Here is a 16,760-nt window from a genome sequence, read left to right on the forward strand (position 1 = left end):
GATAAATGGTTCGCGCTTTTTTTAAGTTCCTAGTTTTTCTCGTAGGCGCTACGGTTGTTATAGGGGTTATAGTTGGATTAGGTGGAGGATTGTATGTCTATTTCAAGCTTACCAGAGATTTGCCGCGAATTGAGAGAATTGGTGACTATCAGCCTAAATCTGTTACTTCGATTTATTCCTCTGAAGGAGTCTTAATTGGCGAAGTTTATGATGAGCGTCGCTATCCGGTAGAGTTTAAGGACATTCCGGAGGTTGTTCGCCATGCTTTTTTGGCGGCAGAGGATGCTAATTTCTATGAGCATCCTGGAATAGATATTATCAGCATCGCCAGGGCTTTGTTAGTAAACCTTAGGCATCAGGCCCATCGGCAGGGAGCTTCTACGATTACTCAGCAGGTAGTCAAGTCCTTGTTGTTAAGCAGAGAAAAAACCTATGAGCGAAAGGCCAAGGAAGCGATTCTATCGTATCGCTTAGAGCAGGCGCTTACTAAAGATGAAATATTTTCTATCTACTTAAACGAAGTTTTCCTTGGTTCTACTGCCTATGGCGTTAAAGCTGCGGCGCAAGTTTTGTTTCACAAAGATCTTTCCGATATTTCCCTTGCCGAAGCGGCCTATCTAGCTGCTCTGCCTCAGCGACCAAGTTATTTATCTCGACCAGAAAACCGCAAAGAAGCTTTGGAGCGGCAACAATACGTTTTGCGCCAGATGTTGAGGCATAGATTTATTACTTCCTATGAGCATGCTCAAGCAATTGAGGAAAAAATCCAACTATACGCCCCCGATAATCAGCGCATCTTCGATGCACCTTATTTCGTTTCGCATGTCGTTAAATTATTGGAAGAGCAGCTCGGGCGAAAACTGCTCAATCCAGGAGGGTTCAATGTCTACACTACAGCGGATTTGCCCGCCCATAGAGTTGCCGAAAGAGTTGTTCGGGAAGGTTTGCGCGAGGTCGATCGCCGTCGTGGATGGCGTGGCCCACTTGCTAAGATTGATCCGGGAGAGGTCGGTGATTTATTAGATAGTCAAATTGCTGGCAATGGGGGAAGCATCGAAGAAGGGCAGATTTATAGAGCAATTGTTGCTAGCGTAGGGGCCCAGGAAATAGATGTTCAGGTTGGCGACCATAAGGGGAAAATTAATCTCAAGGATGCTTCCTGGGCCAATAGATTGCGTACAGATGACGATCGCGTAACTTCTATAAGTCTAAACCGCTATTTAAAGCCCGGCCATGTAATCGAAGTATTGCTAAAGAAGCCCGATCCAGAAGGTGGAAAAACTTCGGCTGTGAGTGCGAGGGAGTTTGAAATTTCCCAGACTCCCGATATCGAAGGAGCATTTGTCGTCGCTAACGCATTAACTGGTGAGGTTAAGGTAATTGTTGGTGGATATGATTTCTCGCGCAGTCAGTTTAATCGAGCAACTCAAGCATTAAGGCAGCCAGGTTCTGCCTTTAAGCCAGTTATATATTTGGCTGCTGTTTCGCGGCTTAATTATACCCCCGCCACTCTTGTGCCCGATTCTCCTATCAGTTTAATGGGCGGAAATGGGCAGATTTGGAGTCCAAGCAATTACGATCGCAAATTTTTGGGTCCGATAACATTGCGAACAGCGCTTCAGAGAAGTCGAAACGTGGTATCTGTATATCTTCTGAGAAAAGTAGGAGTAGATGCTGTTATCGAGACGGCTCGATCGCTTGGTATCACAACTCCTATCCCTAGAGAGATGTCTATCTCGCTCGGGACGGCGGAAGTTTCATTGATTGAATTAGTTAGGGCATATGGAGCTTTTGCAAGCGGAGGATGGCTGGCAGATCAATTAATTATAAAATCCATCAAAGATCGCCACGAGAACGTTATTTTTGAGAAGCGTCCTGCGCAGAAGCGTGTTATTGATGAAAACGATGCCTTCTTAATGGCTAATATGATGAAGGGAGTGGTGGAACGCGGCACGGCTCAAGTAGTAAAGAGCTTGGGTAAGCCAGTTGCAGGCAAGACGGGAACTACGAACGAGCAAATGGATGCTTGGTTCATAGGATATACTCCTGAGTGGGTTGGAGGCGTTTGGGTTGGGTTTGACGTGAAGCGTACTATTGGTCGATTAGAAACCGGCGGAAAAGCAGCAGCCCCAATTTTTCTCCATTTTATGGAGGATTTTTTGGCTGATGAGCTTCCGCTGGATTTTGATATTCCAAGTGGAGTAATACCCATTCCCATTCACTTGTCATCTGGAAGGTTGGCTTCGCAGAATAGCGAAGACGCTTTTATAGAATATTTTAAAAGTGGAACTGAACCACGCTCAAGCGGAGAGGATATAGAAATTCCACGCGATTATCTTTCTGGTGAAGAGTTTTGAAGATTTACAAAAGTGGTTGGGGTAGGTCTCCTATCTCTTGGTTTTTTTTCCTAGCTTGTTTTCAAGTCGCACCTTCCCTTTGGCAAACCTGTCAGGCTCAGGAAGAAAAACTGCCGTTTAGCTTGCCGGTTCAGGTCGCTCAGTTGCCACATCGCGCTTTGTTGCTTACCTCCAAAGGAAATATCGAGATCGAGTTTTATAGAGAGGAGGCGCCAATAACGGTTCGTAATTTTGAGTATCTGGGAAAGAAGAGATTTTACGAAAATCTAACCTTTCATCGCTATGTGCCTGATTTCGTCATTCAAGGAGGGGATCCGCAAGGTAACGGTAAAGGCGGCCCTGGATATGGATTGCCACCCGAGCATTCTTCTGTGCTTAAGCATCGGCGCGGCACGTTGGGAATGGCTCGGTTGCCGAGCGAGGTTAATCCGGAGCGCCTATCTAACGGAAGCCAGTTTTATATTTGCTTTAGCTTAGCTCCGCATCTCGATGGGCTATATACTGTTTTTGCGCAGGTAATAAGTGGCATGGAAAACGCTGAAAAATTGCGGCAGGGCGACAAGATATTGGAGGTTCAATTTCCTTAATTCTTTTATCCAGGGAATCGAGTGGTCAGTTTTTTTAAGTATATGTCCTATCCAACGACAAGAAAATATAGCATAGCATCGCGCATTAGTATGTTTAGAGCGACTTTTGCATTGCTTTTTATTAGCTTTTACTTTGCTTTCGCCTTGCCTGTTTGGAGCGAGGAGGAGAGTGAGCACAGCACGGAAGAAGCTCTATCCGATGACAATGACACGGCAACCCAAGGCGCTGGCGAGGGCGAAGGAAAACGCGGCGATGTGTCGAAAGATAAGAGTCGCCAGAAAAAATTTCGAAAGGTAAAGGCAAGCAGCGTTTTTGGTGTTGACAGGCAAATAAATCATAGAAAATTTGACCAAGCAATAAGCGAAGTTGCCGAGATCGACGCTGTGTTAATTTTAGACGCTTCTCGCAGCATGACTAGGACCGACCCAAAGCGTTTGCGCGACCAAGGGGCAAAGCTGTTTTCTCGTTTCTTAAGAGCTGAAGATCGCTTGGCGGTCATTGCTTTTGATAAAGACGCAAAGGTCGTATACGATTTTATGAGCGTTGATCCTGGAAACTTAACTTCTTTTGACCAAGCCATAGATTCCATTTCAACGGAAGGAGGTTTTACTAATTTAGAGTATCCGGTATCCCAGGCGCTGCAATTATTGGATGAGCGAGGGCGGGGAGGGGTCGTAAAGTGCGTTGTTCTTTTAAGCGATGGCAAGATGGATCCTCATCCCGAACAAGGCAGTGCGGCGGAGCTAACCAGAAAGCTATTTAGCGAGGATTTGACAGCTTATAAGAAGAAAGGCGTTAAGCTTTATACCTTAGCGCTTAGTGGAGAGGCCGATAAAAACCTCTTAGAAAAGATTGCGCTAGAGACCGATGGTCAACATTGGTTCGCTCCAGATGTGGATACGATTCACCTAAAATTTTCCGATTTGTTCTTGGTTCTCAAGAAGCCACAGCTCGTTCCCTTGCAAGGCGAGGGTTTTGAGATAGATAGTCATGTTGAAGAAGCGACTTTTTTTATTACTCATAAGACAGCGGGTGTCCAAATTTCCTTGATAGATCCAAGTGGCGAGAGTATTTCGCCAGCTTCTCTACCTGCGACACTCAAGTGGTTTAAGGGCAAACTTTACGACGTCGTTACTATTAAGTCTCCTTTGCCCGGGCAGTGGCGAGTGCGCGGCGTCGAATCGCCGGAGGGCTATGCTACATTGCTCACGGATATTGCTTTGCAAGTAGATTGGCCTAGTCGGAGCTTGGAGGTGGGCGATGAAAATCTAGTAGCGATTCGATTGACGGAAAAAGGAGAATTATTTTCTTCGCCAGGATTGGAAGAAGTAACTTTTTATAGTTACAAAATTGTAAATGTTTCTACTGGTCAGGTGGTTAGTAGTGGGGGTTTTAGCGATGAGGGAAGAAATGGAGATTCAAAGGCGGGAGACAAAATTTTTTCTACAGTGATTGAGCTAAAAACTCCAGGCGATTACAAGGCGCTAATTGGGGTAACATCGCCGACATTTACTAGGCAGCAACAGATTCCCTTTGTCGTTCGTGAGTCATTGGTCAAGTTGTTCTTAGATGCAGCAGATTCGAAACTTGCAGTGGAGCGATTCCGAATAGTTCTCGCGAAACAGGCTAATGAACTAAAAAATGTAAGCGTGAAGCTAATAGCAAGCCAAGGTAAAAAGGAAAAGGCTTTGGAGTTGGAGCTAGAAGAGGACGAGGAAAAAAAGGGGGTTTATTATGCGGAAGCCACTTCGTTGCCACCTGGAAACTACAAGATTCGGGCGGCATTAAAGGGGGTTTCAAAAACGCGTGCTAGCATAACCTCGACCAGCAATGAGCTAAAATATGATGTCGAGCCCGAACGAGAAAAAGTTTCCACTACCGACTATAGTGGGATGGTGGGCTATCTAATCGGCTTTGCGTATGCAGTTTCTTGGGCTGGCGCACTTGGTTACTTTTCGTTTAAGCGAGCCTCATCAACAAAGCATAGGATAGAGAGTTTATCTCCGTATGTAGTTCCTCAGCGATGGACGGAGAAGCTTAACACGCTAAGAGGGCAGGCATCGCGAGATCGCAGAGAGCCGACGCAAGAAGATTTGGATATGCTTAAGATTGACGGTATAGGTGGTGTGGAAAATGGACAACTTATGGAGAACGCAAGGAGCGATGAGGCGGGAAATGGTAGCCATGAGTCTGTTGATGGGCTGAGTGAAAATTTAAGTTCCTCTGCTGCGGAGTCTAGTCCAGAGGATGACAGCGAGCTGGACAATTGATGTATGCGAGATAGTTATGAGTAGGTAGCCATGATCTTTGCGATAATAGTGATAGTGTTGATGTTTGCGGGTCTCGTGGTGGGTGTATTTATGTACCTGCAATTAAATCATGCTTCTAATCTCAGAGTAGTAAAGGGGAATATTGCTGTTTTAAACGAGGAGATTAATAAAAAGAAGGAGGTTCTGGATGAGTTGGGGCGTTTGGCCTTAGGGTTTATTCCTAAGGACGAATATGACAGAACTTGTGAGGAGGTAACTAAGTTTGAGGAGCAAATTCGTGGCGAGCAGGCAAAGGTTACAATTACGCAAGCTGAGTTTGACGCCGGCGAGGCACGGCTTAGGGAATTAGAGGAAGTCGATCGCGAGTTAGAGGCCAGTGCGCTCGAAGCAGCTCGTGAGATAGATATGTTGCGAACTCAGGAAAACGACATACGCAAGCGAAACGCAGAGTTAGTAGGGCAGTTGAATAAGATTCACAATCGAGTTGATCAACTCATAGAAGAACTGGAGCATTGCCAGGAAGCGGTGGACCGCATGGTTAAAGTTAAGGCAGAGCTAGTCGAGATTCAACAAAAAATAGAATGGTATACTGAACAAACATCAGTGATTAACCAACAGTTTATCGACTTAAAGCACGCTTATGACGCGCTCGACATCGAGTATGCTCAACTGTATGACAAGCACAATGCTATGCTCGCAGAGGAGGAAGAAGAGCAGAACAAGCGCATGAGGTAGTTGTATGTTTCACGTCGGAACTTTGCAAAGCAAAGATTTAGAGAGAATCGATTTAGAGCATCTTTGGCACCCCTTCACTCAATATAGACTGTATTCCAAGTTTGATTGCCCACTAATAGTGGATAGCGCAAGGGGATTTGAGCTAGTTGACGTTGATGGCAAAAAATATTTGGATGGCGTTTCGTCTCTTTGGTGCAATATTCATGGACACTCCGATCCGGAATTAGTTGAGGCGATTAAGAGTCAATGCGAAAAACTCTGTCACTCGACACTCTTAGGCCTTGCGCATGTTCCTATATTAGAACTTACGGAGGAGTTGCTTAAGTGGACGCCTAGCAATCTTAGTAGAGTATTTTATGCCGATAGTGGCTCCACTGCCGTCGAGGCTTCCTTGCGCATGGCTTTTGAATGGTGGCAAAAACAAAATTCGCCGGTCGCTCGTAAAAAGAAGCGTTTCGCATCCCTGGTCAATGCTTATCATGGAGACACTTTAGGTGCACTAAATGTCGGTTTTAACGAGTTGATGCACAGCTCTCTAAAACCTCTTGCGGTTCAATCGTTTACCGTGCCTGCACCGCATGTCTTTAGGTTTTTTGAGTCGATGTCCGCAGAGGATGCTTTGGAAGCGAGTCTGTCTGTATTGAATTCGCTTTTTGATAATCATGCCAATGAGATTGCGGCGTTTATTATAGAACCTTTGGTGCAGGGAGCTGCTGGCATGTGGATTCATCCAGCTGAATATCTGCGCGAGGTAGCTAGTTTATGTAAGAAGCATGATGTGTTCCTCATTGCAGATGAGGTGGCGACTGGTTTTGGCAAGACCGGAGAAATGTTTGCAGTTAACTGTGCGGGCGTTTTGCCCGACTTGCTAGTCTTAGGTAAGGGCCTTAGTGGGGGATATCTTCCCATTTCGGCGGTCGCTGCTACAGAGCAAATTTTTAATGGCTTTGTTGCTCCAGTGGAAGATTTTAAGACATTCTTTTATGGACAGACTTTTGCAGGCAATCCTTTAGCCGCGCATGTCGCTAAGGTTAATTTGGAGTTATTTCGCAAGCGGGACTTATTGGGGAAAATTAAGTCCAATGTCGAATATTTTAGTAGTTTGCTATCGGACTCACTATCCACGTTAAAGCATGTAGATGAGGTGCGTTCGTTTGGATTTATGGTGGGGATTGAACTTACGCAAGGTGTGGGCGAAAGAAAACCCTATCCGCCAGAAGCTCTTGCGTGTTGGAAGGTAGTGAGGCGAGCTAGGGAGCTTGGAGTGGTTATTAGACCTTTAGGCAATGTTCTTGTGTTAATGCCAGCGGTAGCTATGGGTAGAGAGGAACTTAAGCGCTTGGTGGAGGTTACAGTTGAGGCGATTGAGTTAGAGTTAGGCTGATAGCGTTGTCTACTTGTGAATACTTATAGTGAAAGCACCTAGTGTATTGATTACTGGCACTGATACTGCTGTTGGAAAAACGTTTCTAACTGCACTACTGCTTTCGTCCTTGGTGCGGAATAATTTAAGAGTTGCGGCCTTTAAGCCAGTGGAGACTGGTTGTGCGACTGGAGACAGCGGCGAGTTGGTTGCAGGAGATGCTAATATTTTGTGCAGTTTTGCAAATAGTAACCAGTCGCTTGAAGATGTAGTCTTCTATAAGTTTAGAAAAGCACTAGCCCCAGCAGTTGCGGCTGACAAAGACGGTGTAAAAATAGATGTTGAGTTGGTTAAAAAAAGAATCGAAAGGTTTGCCAGTAAGTTTGATGTATTAGTAGTGGAGGGGGCCGGTGGCTTGTTGGTGCCATTATCGTGGGAATGCAATTATGCTCAGTTAGCTAAGCAATGCAATATGAGTATAATAATTGTTGTTGGTTCAAGGCTCGGGTGCCTAAATCATGCTGCCCTAACTTTTGAAGTCTGCCGCAATAAAAACCTAGACGTAATAGGGTATGTTTTTAATGATTTATTCAGCGAAGGAAGTGGGGATTTAACTCAACATGATGAGGCTCTTCTTACCAATAGAGTTTCTTTGGCCAAAATCGCGCATCTTTATGGCATAAAAGAAATATGTTATTTGCCTTACATTTCTGGTGGATTGCCGCTTGGGTCGCCGGAAAAGGTACATCGTCTGAGTGGGGTTGTGGGGCCATTGGCAGAACTTATTTGCGCTAAGGCTAAGAGTAGCGAAGTGTATAGATAGGGGCAGTGTTCGTTTCATTGTGAAGGATTCCACTAAAATATTGGCAGCGTTTATTGCAGAAAAGTGCGTTAACGATGCGTGTTTGCGTCAACGCCTTGAGGCGATGAGTCCAGATGAGAGCGATGTCGTTGCTAGTTTAAGTGAAATTTTAAGGCCGAGTGCGAATGCATTGCGCGAGATTCTTAGGTTAGCGGATGAGGTATGTTGTAGAGATGGAATTAAGTTAGTCGAGCTCTTTACACGTGAGGATTTTGTCGCCTTGCTATCTCGTCTGTCAGGCAATGCTAAGGATAAGCAAAGAGTTGTGAGGCAGTTTTTGGAACGGCTTAGGTACCCGCTAAAGGCTAGAACTATAGAAAGCTTAGAGCAGTGCAAGCTAGAGTTGGTTAGGAGTTATGGAATTAAAGTAGATTATCCTCACGATTGCGAGGGTGATTCTATCAACTTAACTATTAGCGCAAGAAGTAAAGAGGAGTTGTTGGCAATTGGCCAAAAACTTTCCGATATGTCCAATCACGCGTCTTTAGAGCGGATGTTTCTTTTGTTAGAAGGGGAAGGGCTTATTTAGATGCAATCCTATTGGCCCACCACGATTTGTGTCTCCGACGAGGCAAGAGATGATGCCATGACAAAGCGGCTGTTATCTAAATTGCCCGACGCTAAAGTTATTGATTTTAGCGAGCGCGGCGATCCACTAGCTGCAAGCGTGGGTCGTGGTTTTGTCGATTCGAAGAACTTGCTGGGAGAAAGCAGTGACGTTTTTACGTTGGGAAAGCGCACGTTGCTTCTTCGCAGGTATTTTGGTGAGTGGCTAGAGCCTTGCCCTGGCACTAAACAGCACGTTTGCTGCAATTTATGGACGCTAAATCCTGGCGAGGGATGTCCTCTCGATTGCACGTATTGCTTTTTGCAATCCTATTTGCGTCTAAATCCCAGCATGAAAATCTATACCAATATTGGCGATATGCTTGGTCAGGTAGAGCGCAGGGTTAGGGATTTTAGAGGGCGCAATATTCGCATTTGCACGGGTGAGGTAATGGATAGTTTAGTCTGGGATGAACTCACTGACTTAACACTCGACTTGGTGCCGTTTTTTGCCCGCTTGCCAAGTGCCACTTTGGAACTCAAAACAAAAACGGCGTCTATAGGTAACTTGCTCAAGCTGGCTAATGAGCATAAGGGGAAAACTATAGTATCCTGGTCGGTAAATGCTCGCAGAATTACGGAAAACGATGAAGCCTTTACGGCCTCGCTCGGTGAGCGCATACTAGCTGCAAAAAAAATCGCCGATGCTGGATACAAGGTTGGTTTTCACTTCGATCCGCTAATATATTTTGAGGGGTTTAAGGATGCATACCGAGAGGTAATAAGCGAGATATTTCAGTATATTAGGTGGCAAGACATAGCCTGGATTAGTATTGCGCCGCTGCGTTATAAGCGCGATATGCAGGAAATAATGATGCGCCGTTTCCCTGATAGCAAAATTCCTTTTGGAGAGCAGTTTTTGGCAAGTGATGGGAAACTTCGCTATATTCAGCCGCTTAGGTTTCAGATGTTAGACTTTGTTTGGCGTGAGCTAAAGAGCATAAATGCAAATTTGCCCGTCTACATGTGCATGGAAAGCTCCTTAGCGTGGAAAAAAATTGCTGGTTCTCCACCGGCCGTTAAGCAAGAACTTAAGGAGCTGTTTTCGGCAAAGTCTGCAGAAGAGCTGTGTACATTGGGCGCAGTAGGAAGCAAGTGAGGAGAAAGTGTTACAAAGAATACTGACTAAAGTTTTTGGGAGTCGGAATGAAAGAGAATTAAAGCGCATGTGGCCGCTCGTTAGTCGCGTGTCGGATCTTGAGCCAAAGATGAAGGGCCTTAGCGATGAAGACTTGCGCAGGTGCACGGGGAAGTTTAAGGAGCGATTAGATCGCGGTGCAACGCTCGATGAGCTCTTGCCTGAAGCATTTGCAGTCGTTCGGGAGGTATCGGTTCGCGTGTTAGGAATGCGACATTTCGATGTTCAAATTCTTGGTGGCATAGTTTTACATGAAGGCAAGATTGCGGAGATGAAAACTGGTGAGGGAAAGACTCTTTGTGCCACACTTCCAGTTTATTTGAACGCACTTAGTGGCAAGGGCGTGCATGTAGTAACCGTTAATGATTACTTGGCCAAGCGCGATGCTGAATGGATGGGAGGGATTTATTCGTTTTTAGGACTTAGTACAGGTGTGGTCGTTCATTCCCAGGGGCACCTAAGTCGCCAGGTAGCTTATGGCTCCGATATTACGTATGGGCAGAATAACGAGTTTGGCTTTGATTATTTGCGCGATAACATGAAGCTCGAACTGGGGGAAATGGTTCAGCGCAAGCATTGCTATGCCATTGTAGATGAGGTCGATTCGATTTTAATCGATGAAGCAAGAACTCCTCTAATTATTTCTGGACCGAGCGAAAAGCCTACGGAGCATTACCATATTGCAGACAAGATCGTAAAACACCTCAAGCAAGATGAGCATTTTACGGTCGAACCCAAGAGCAAACAAGTATTGCTTAGCGATGCGGGTGTAAAGGTAGTCGAAGAGTTGTTGCAGGTTGATAACCTCTACGATCCTAGAAATATCGACATGCTTCACCACGTTAATAATGCGCTTAAGGCGCATGTGTCTATGCATCGCGATGTGGATTACGTCGTCCAAAATGGACAGATCATAATTGTAGATGAATTTACGGGAAGGTTGATGAGTGGAAGGCGCTGGTCAGATGGTTTGCACCAAGCTATTGAGGCAAAGGAAAAGGTGCATATTCGACAGGAGAATCAGACGCTAGCTACCATTACTTTTCAGAATTATTTTAGAATGTATGAAAAGTTAGCTGGAATGACTGGAACGGCGGATACCGAGGCAGTTGAGTTTAAAAAGATTTACAACCTCGACGTGGTTATTATTCCTACCAATATGCCAATGATTAGAACGGATAACTCGGATGTGGTCTTTTGTGCTGAGAAGGGGAAATTTAAGGCAGTATGTGACGAGATTGTCGATTGCAGTAAGCGCGGCCAGCCAGTTTTGGTGGGAACTGCTAGCATTGCAAAATCTGAGGCCCTTAGTAAGTTGCTTTCGGAGCGTGGCGTTAGGCATCACGTGCTAAATGCAAAGCAGCATGAAAGAGAAGCAGCGATTGTAGCTCAAGCCGGAAGACGTGGAGCAGTGACTATTTCCACCAACATGGCTGGGCGAGGAACTGACATAGTATTAGGGGGCAATCCGGCATTTCTTGTAGAGGTTAAGCGGGAGGAGGATGAGACGAAATACGAAGCTGAGTTAGCCAGTTATGTAGAGATTTGCGCCAAGGAAAGAGCGGAGGTGTTAGCCGCAGGGGGCTTGCATGTGTTGGGAACTGAGCGACACGAAAGCCGACGCATAGACAATCAATTGCGAGGTCGTTCAGGCCGACAGGGCGATGCTGGGAGTTCTCGCTTTTACGTATCTCTTGAGGACGATCTAATGAAGCGTTTTGGTGGGGAGAGGATGCAGGCCATTATGACGCGCGTTGGGATGGCTGAAGACGACGCCATAGAAGGTACGATAGTTGCGCGTGCAATTGAAAATGCACAGAAAAAGGTTGAAGCTCATCATTTTGAAATCCGCAAGCACCTTCTTGAGTACGATGATGTGATGAATAAGCAGCGAGAGGTTATATACGCTAAGCGTCGAAAAATTCTCGGCAATGAAGGCGTCGAGCAGGATTTAAGGGAAGCTATTGAGGATGTAGTGGAGGATCTCGTGTTGACGCGGGTGGATGAGAAAAAATCTACCGTTGAATGGGATGTGGCTGGAATGTTTGTAGCTTTTGAGAGCGTGTTTGGGGAAAAGCTTTCTATCGAGGATTTTGTCGAGAAGGCAACTGGTGCTGGCAAGGAATTAGCTCAGGAGATATTTGACACGATGCGCGCAGCTGCTACGCGTCGCTATGAGGAACGAAAAAAACTGCTAGGCGAGGAGCGCATGTTGCAGTTTTGTCGGTTCGTTTATTTGCATTCTATAGATTATTTCTGGAAAGAACATTTAGCATCCATGGATCACCTCAAGGAAGGAATTAATTTGCGAGGTTATGGTCAAAGGAATCCGCTGCATGAATATCAGCGCGAGGCGTTAGAGCTTTTTAGCTCCATGATGAGTTCTGTTTATGTTTCGGTAGTGCAAAATGTGATGTTAAGCGAGCTTCCCACTGGAGATGAGATTGCTGCTAGGGAGGAGGCTGAACATGAAATGCAAAAAAAACGCGAGGCTCGTTTAACTACCATGCACGAAAGCGTCGTTGGCGAGGGGCAGGAAATGGGGAAGGGAGAAAAGGCAGCTGGAAAAGAAGTTTCTCACCTAAATCGCCATCAGAGGAGGAGGCAACAAGCAGTCAGCAAAGCGAGTGGAGCACCGGCGGACGAGACAGACCTGCGGTCGGCAGGTCTGCCGACCAGTTCGATGCAGTTATCGTCAGTGTCGGCTCAGGCAAAGGAGGCAAAGCGCAAGAAAAACAAAATGGCTAAGGAATCTCGAAAGAAGGCTAGGCGTTAGGAGTTGCGCGCAACATAGTGAAATATGGTGGGTCTATGCACCGATATATTTGTAGAACTTCACGTTCCGGATTTCGTCGCTGCGATTGATTTTTATGGCAAGCTTGGATTTCGCGAAGTGCGAAGAGAAGCTAATTATTTGGTTCTTCGTCGAGGTAATAGCATAATTAACTTTTATGGCGGCAGTCCTAGCGTCGTCAATCACTCGCATTTTTCTGCTTTTCCTCCAAATACACCGCGTGGTTTTGGCGTAGAAATCGTTTTTCCCGTTGAGGAAATTGATAGCTATTACGAGCAGCTTAAGTCAAATGTGGTGGAAATAGTTGCCGATTTAAAAGTTCGGCCATGGGGCAAGAAGGATTTTCGGATAGTAGATCCCTTTGGTTTTTATATAAGGGTTACTGAGCGCTATGACATGTTGAGACAGGAAGGGATTTAAAAGGGCGTTGTGAAACTAATATCCTGGAACGTAAATGGATTGCGGGCGATCTTTGGCAAGGGGTTTAATGACTTTCTTGAAAAAGAGGGGCCAGATATTTTGTGTATTCAGGAGACTAAGATTGGCCAGTCTCAGGAACAAGAGTGGCCTGATGTGCATGACGGTTACGAGATTTATTTTTCCAGCGCAGAAAAAAAGGGCTATTCAGGAGTGGCTACTTATGTCAAGAAAGCCCATTCAAAAAAAATAAGTGACGTAAAGTATGGCATTGGAGTCTGCGAGTTTGATGCGGAGGGACGTTTTGTCATTACGGCGCATGAAAAATTTTCGCTATATAACATCTATATTCCTTCTGGCACGATGGGGGATGTTAGGCAGGAAGTTAAGTATAAATTTTTGGAAGCACTTTGCGATCACTTGGCAGGGTTAGAGAGTTCGGTTCGCAAGAGACTCGTCTTGTGTGGTGACTTTAATATTTGCCATAAGGATATAGATATTCATCACCCGCGAGAGGCTGAGAAGAAAAAGCTCTCAGGTTTTCTTCCCGAGGAGAGGGAGTGGATGGATAGGTTTGTATCGCTTGGTTTTGTCGATACTTTTCGACTTGTAAATGGGCTTGTCGATAAGCGCTATACTTGGTGGAGTTACAGGGCTGGGGCTAGGAGGAAGAACTTGGGCTGGAGAATTGATTATTTTTTTGTTTCTGAGAGCTTAAGCTCTAAAGTTAAAAGGGCTCAAATACTGGACTCAGTGCCTGGTTCTGATCACTGCCCTATTTTGCTAGAACTGTTTTGAAGTATTTTTTATTGCTCGATCCCAAAAAAAGCCAAAGATTTTGGTACATGTTCTAAAACAAATCCGATAATCATATACCGTTTCCAAAAAGTAACTTAAATATTTTACTTTTTGGAAACGTAGTAACTGTAAAAAATGGGGGGTAACTGCGAAATGATTAGCGATGTAAATAGCGCTTCCAATGTTTTCACGAGAGGTTATCATGGCAGGATCATTAAATGTTCTTGCTCTGCTTCTTCCGCTTCGTCTGCAACGCAGCAGAGCTCCAAAGCCTCTAGCGTAGGGGGTAGTGGGTTTAACGACCTATCGGCGTTGAGTAATTTGTTGGGTCAAAAGATTGCGGAGGGTGGAGATATAGCGAAGAGGTTGAATCAGCAACCTGGCGTTTCTTCGATTCCTACTGTATTGGCGTTTGTTGCAAACAAGATTCCGGTCGTTGGTCCAATTATTAGTACCGTGGTAAAGATCTTCGGCGATTCTGTGCTAGGCAGTATTAAGTTTGGCAAACATGCTGATCAGATTGCTCGCGATGGGGTTCGTGAGTTGTTGCAGAACTGTGGAGTAATAGACGAAAAGTTTCAACTCGAGTTAGCTGATGGCAGTAAATATGATATTGGCTTAGATGGTGGCGCTAGATACGCTAACGTGGATGGAACAGAGCGAGCCCCTTACCAAGTGGATTTTTCAAACACAATGTCGCCAGAAATAATTAGTTTGATAGATCCACTTACGAAAATGCTGTTTGGAACAAACGAAAAGATAAGAGTTGATGTTACCGGCTATCTCGTAAACGCAGCCCTGAGTAACGCAGATAATATTGATACAGCAAAGGCAAACGTATTATCGATCTATAACGCATTCGGCATATCGCCTGAGCAAGCCCAAACTTAATGTTGTTTGGAATGTCTATACCGTTTCCAAAAAGTAAGTTAAATATTTTACTTTTTGGAAACGGTATTTGTTGTTTATTGGCAAGTGCTTACGCGCTTGCTGTTTATACCATTTACAAAAAGGATTTTTGTAAATGGTATAAAAGCTAGGCAGTTTTTGGTTCAGAAAGACTCGAATTGTCGCGTCATGACGGTGGTTCGTTACAATAAATAAGAGCTCATCCTCTTGTGTAGCCTTCGCGCACGGCGGTTTCCAGGCGAGTAAGCTCATCGTCCTTTAAAAAGGAAAAATGCGTTTCTCTTTTTTTTACCGAAAGGCGAAAGTTGTTTTGGAGGCATAGCTGAATAAAGAGATCGATTAGGCGGTCGGGCATGTCTACGATCTCTTGAATAGCGCGTTTTGTTTCGTCGTAGTTTTTTAGAAAATCGAGCTCCTCCACTAATTCTTGTTCAATGGTAAGTTGGATAAAATCAGAAAGCGCCTCAGCCTGGGCTGTCATGTCGATATATCGATAGAAGTGCCCAGTTTTACCAGCTAATTTCATTTGGCCTGCATCGTCCAGATCGTATTCGAGTATGTTCAATAAGGGTTTTGAAAATGCTTCAAGTGAACGATCGTAAACTGAGCGGTTCTTTAACATTGCGGCAGAGACTGGAAACATTAGCCCTTTTGGAGTGACGCCACGCATATATAAGATATTGTGGATAAGAAAGCGATGGATACGGCCATTGCCATCCTCGAATGGGTGAATATAGACGAAACCATAGGATACAGCGGCAGCATGAATAATAGGGAAAACGCCCCCGTCTTTCATGTATTGGTGAGCAGTGAATAGCCCCGCCATCAAGTTGCTAAGATCTTCGGGCTTTGGACAGATATAATGAACAACCTCTCTTTGGTGTGAAATGGTTTGACCCACATAGTTTTGTTTGATCCTATAGTCACTATCGCAAAATCGCGGATCGACAATGCGGTTTTGTAGGTTAATCAACGAGGTCTTCTCGCAAAAGTCCTTGTGCTCTGCCATTTCGAGTAGACCGATGAATTTTTTTGCCCGAGAAGCACTTGGATTTATGTGCTCGATTTCAAATGAGGATTTCGTCTCCTTGTTGTAGAGATAATTCAATGCCCGCCTAAGAACTTCCCTTGGATAGGAGGAGACTATATTCTCCAAGCGTTTCGCTAAGTCAATGTCTTCTATCGCCGAGAGCTTTTTTGTGCGTCGGATTATGGGACAAAATGTTTTTGGGCCAAGCAAATTGTCAATTATGCGTTGACGCTTTATGCTTCGTCCTGGCGATGTAGTGAAGTAGCGATCGGGCTCCAATAGCTCAACATAATTGCCTTTGGTTAGATCTGGTAATGCGAGTTTGGTGCCAGTCAAGAATTCATATAGGAACCAGATTTTTCTACAGTATTTTCCGTTTGGCGTTGCAGCTATCCAGGTTGCGACTTCATTTGGGTCGACGATAGCAAAAAGCGCATATAAAATTCCTAAATTAACCCCATCGTACTTTAGGGCAAACTCGAAATGGTCGCAGGTTGAATCTCCCGGCCAGTAAGAGCGAGGGAAAACCGATTTAACCTGTCCATCCTCGGTATCGATGTGCGAGTCGCTACCGGAGCCGACAAAAGAAGTATGCCAGTTGGGAAGAACATCTACTCCGTGCTTTTCAATAAGAAAACCATATCCCGCTGGGCGATGTTGCTCTCCCCAAATCTCCATAGTCATCCTCGAAAACGGGTACTATTTTAAAAAAATCGTTACAATAAGGCTATTCTCCCGAAATTTACTTACAAACAAGCAATTTCACAAGAAATATATTATATATGTTGCACCTCAATCATGCATGCGGCAATTCTGGAAGATCCGTTACAACTCCCACACCTCGGGGTAGCACCACTCGTACCCACACTGTCTAAAGAATGGGGTCCACCTCA

Annotated in this window: 13 protein-coding genes; 12 read left to right on the forward strand and 1 reads right to left on the reverse strand. The window is 45.0% G+C overall.

Going from position 1 to position 16,760, the window contains the following annotated elements; genetic code table 11:
• Nucleotides 1–5: 5 nt before the first annotated feature.
• The 12 genes from IT291_07815 (at nucleotide 6) to IT291_07870 (ending at nucleotide 14,819) form a co-directional block, all read left to right on the forward strand.
• On the forward strand, nucleotides 6–2,357 hold the full coding sequence (locus IT291_07815; GenBank protein ID MCC6221129.1) for a PBP1A family penicillin-binding protein: 2,352 nt from the start codon (nucleotides 6–8) through the stop codon (nucleotides 2,355–2,357).
• A gap of 182 nt (nucleotides 2,358–2,539) precedes the next feature.
• Nucleotides 2,540–2,944 carry a peptidylprolyl isomerase gene (locus tag IT291_07820; GenBank protein ID MCC6221130.1) on the forward strand — a complete coding sequence of 135 codons (405 nt, stop codon included), beginning with the start codon at nucleotides 2,540–2,542 and terminating at the stop codon, nucleotides 2,942–2,944.
• Nucleotides 2,945–3,034: 90 nt separating this feature from the next.
• Nucleotides 3,035–5,215: a VWA domain-containing protein gene (locus IT291_07825; GenBank protein MCC6221131.1), complete on the forward strand. Its 2,181-nt coding sequence runs from the start codon at nucleotides 3,035–3,037 to the stop codon at nucleotides 5,213–5,215.
• A 30-nt stretch (nucleotides 5,216–5,245) separates the two neighbouring features.
• On the forward strand, nucleotides 5,246–5,950 hold the full coding sequence (locus IT291_07830) for a hypothetical protein (protein ID MCC6221132.1): 705 nt from the start codon (nucleotides 5,246–5,248) through the stop codon (nucleotides 5,948–5,950).
• 4 nt (nucleotides 5,951–5,954) lie between these two features.
• A complete protein-coding gene (gene bioA, locus IT291_07835) occupies nucleotides 5,955–7,334 on the forward strand; it encodes an adenosylmethionine--8-amino-7-oxononanoate transaminase (protein ID MCC6221133.1) in 1,380 nt (459 codons plus the stop codon).
• A 28-nt stretch (nucleotides 7,335–7,362) separates the two neighbouring features.
• Nucleotides 7,363–8,136 carry a dethiobiotin synthase gene (gene bioD, locus IT291_07840; GenBank protein MCC6221134.1) on the forward strand — a complete coding sequence of 258 codons (774 nt, stop codon included), beginning with the start codon at nucleotides 7,363–7,365 and terminating at the stop codon, nucleotides 8,134–8,136.
• A gap of 19 nt (nucleotides 8,137–8,155) precedes the next feature.
• A complete protein-coding gene (locus tag IT291_07845) occupies nucleotides 8,156–8,704 on the forward strand; it encodes a hypothetical protein (GenBank protein MCC6221135.1) in 549 nt (182 codons plus the stop codon).
• A complete protein-coding gene (locus IT291_07850) occupies nucleotides 8,705–9,880 on the forward strand; it encodes a DNA photolyase (protein MCC6221136.1) in 1,176 nt (391 codons plus the stop codon).
• 7 nt (nucleotides 9,881–9,887) lie between these two features.
• Complete coding sequence (gene secA / locus IT291_07855) at nucleotides 9,888–12,695, forward strand: preprotein translocase subunit SecA (GenBank protein MCC6221137.1); 2,808 nt, start codon at nucleotides 9,888–9,890, stop codon at nucleotides 12,693–12,695.
• A 24-nt stretch (nucleotides 12,696–12,719) separates the two neighbouring features.
• Nucleotides 12,720–13,133, forward strand: a complete 414-nt coding sequence (locus IT291_07860) for a VOC family protein (GenBank protein ID MCC6221138.1) — start codon at nucleotides 12,720–12,722, stop codon at nucleotides 13,131–13,133.
• A gap of 9 nt (nucleotides 13,134–13,142) precedes the next feature.
• Entirely contained in the window at nucleotides 13,143–13,928 is a 786-nt protein-coding gene (gene xth, locus IT291_07865; protein ID MCC6221139.1) for an exodeoxyribonuclease III, read from the forward strand.
• Between the two features lie 153 nt (nucleotides 13,929–14,081).
• Complete coding sequence (locus tag IT291_07870; protein ID MCC6221140.1) at nucleotides 14,082–14,819, forward strand: hypothetical protein; 738 nt, start codon at nucleotides 14,082–14,084, stop codon at nucleotides 14,817–14,819.
• Between the two features lie 217 nt (nucleotides 14,820–15,036).
• On the opposite strand, the gene IT291_07875 is transcribed toward IT291_07870, so the two are convergent.
• A complete protein-coding gene (locus tag IT291_07875) occupies nucleotides 15,037–16,545 on the reverse strand; it encodes a Fic family protein (protein MCC6221141.1) in 1,509 nt (502 codons plus the stop codon).
• Between the last annotated feature and the right edge of the window lie 215 nt (nucleotides 16,546–16,760).

The organism is Deltaproteobacteria bacterium (genome assembly GCA_020845775.1).
GTDB lineage: Bacteria > Bdellovibrionota_C > UBA2361 > SZUA-149 > JADLFC01 > JADLFC01.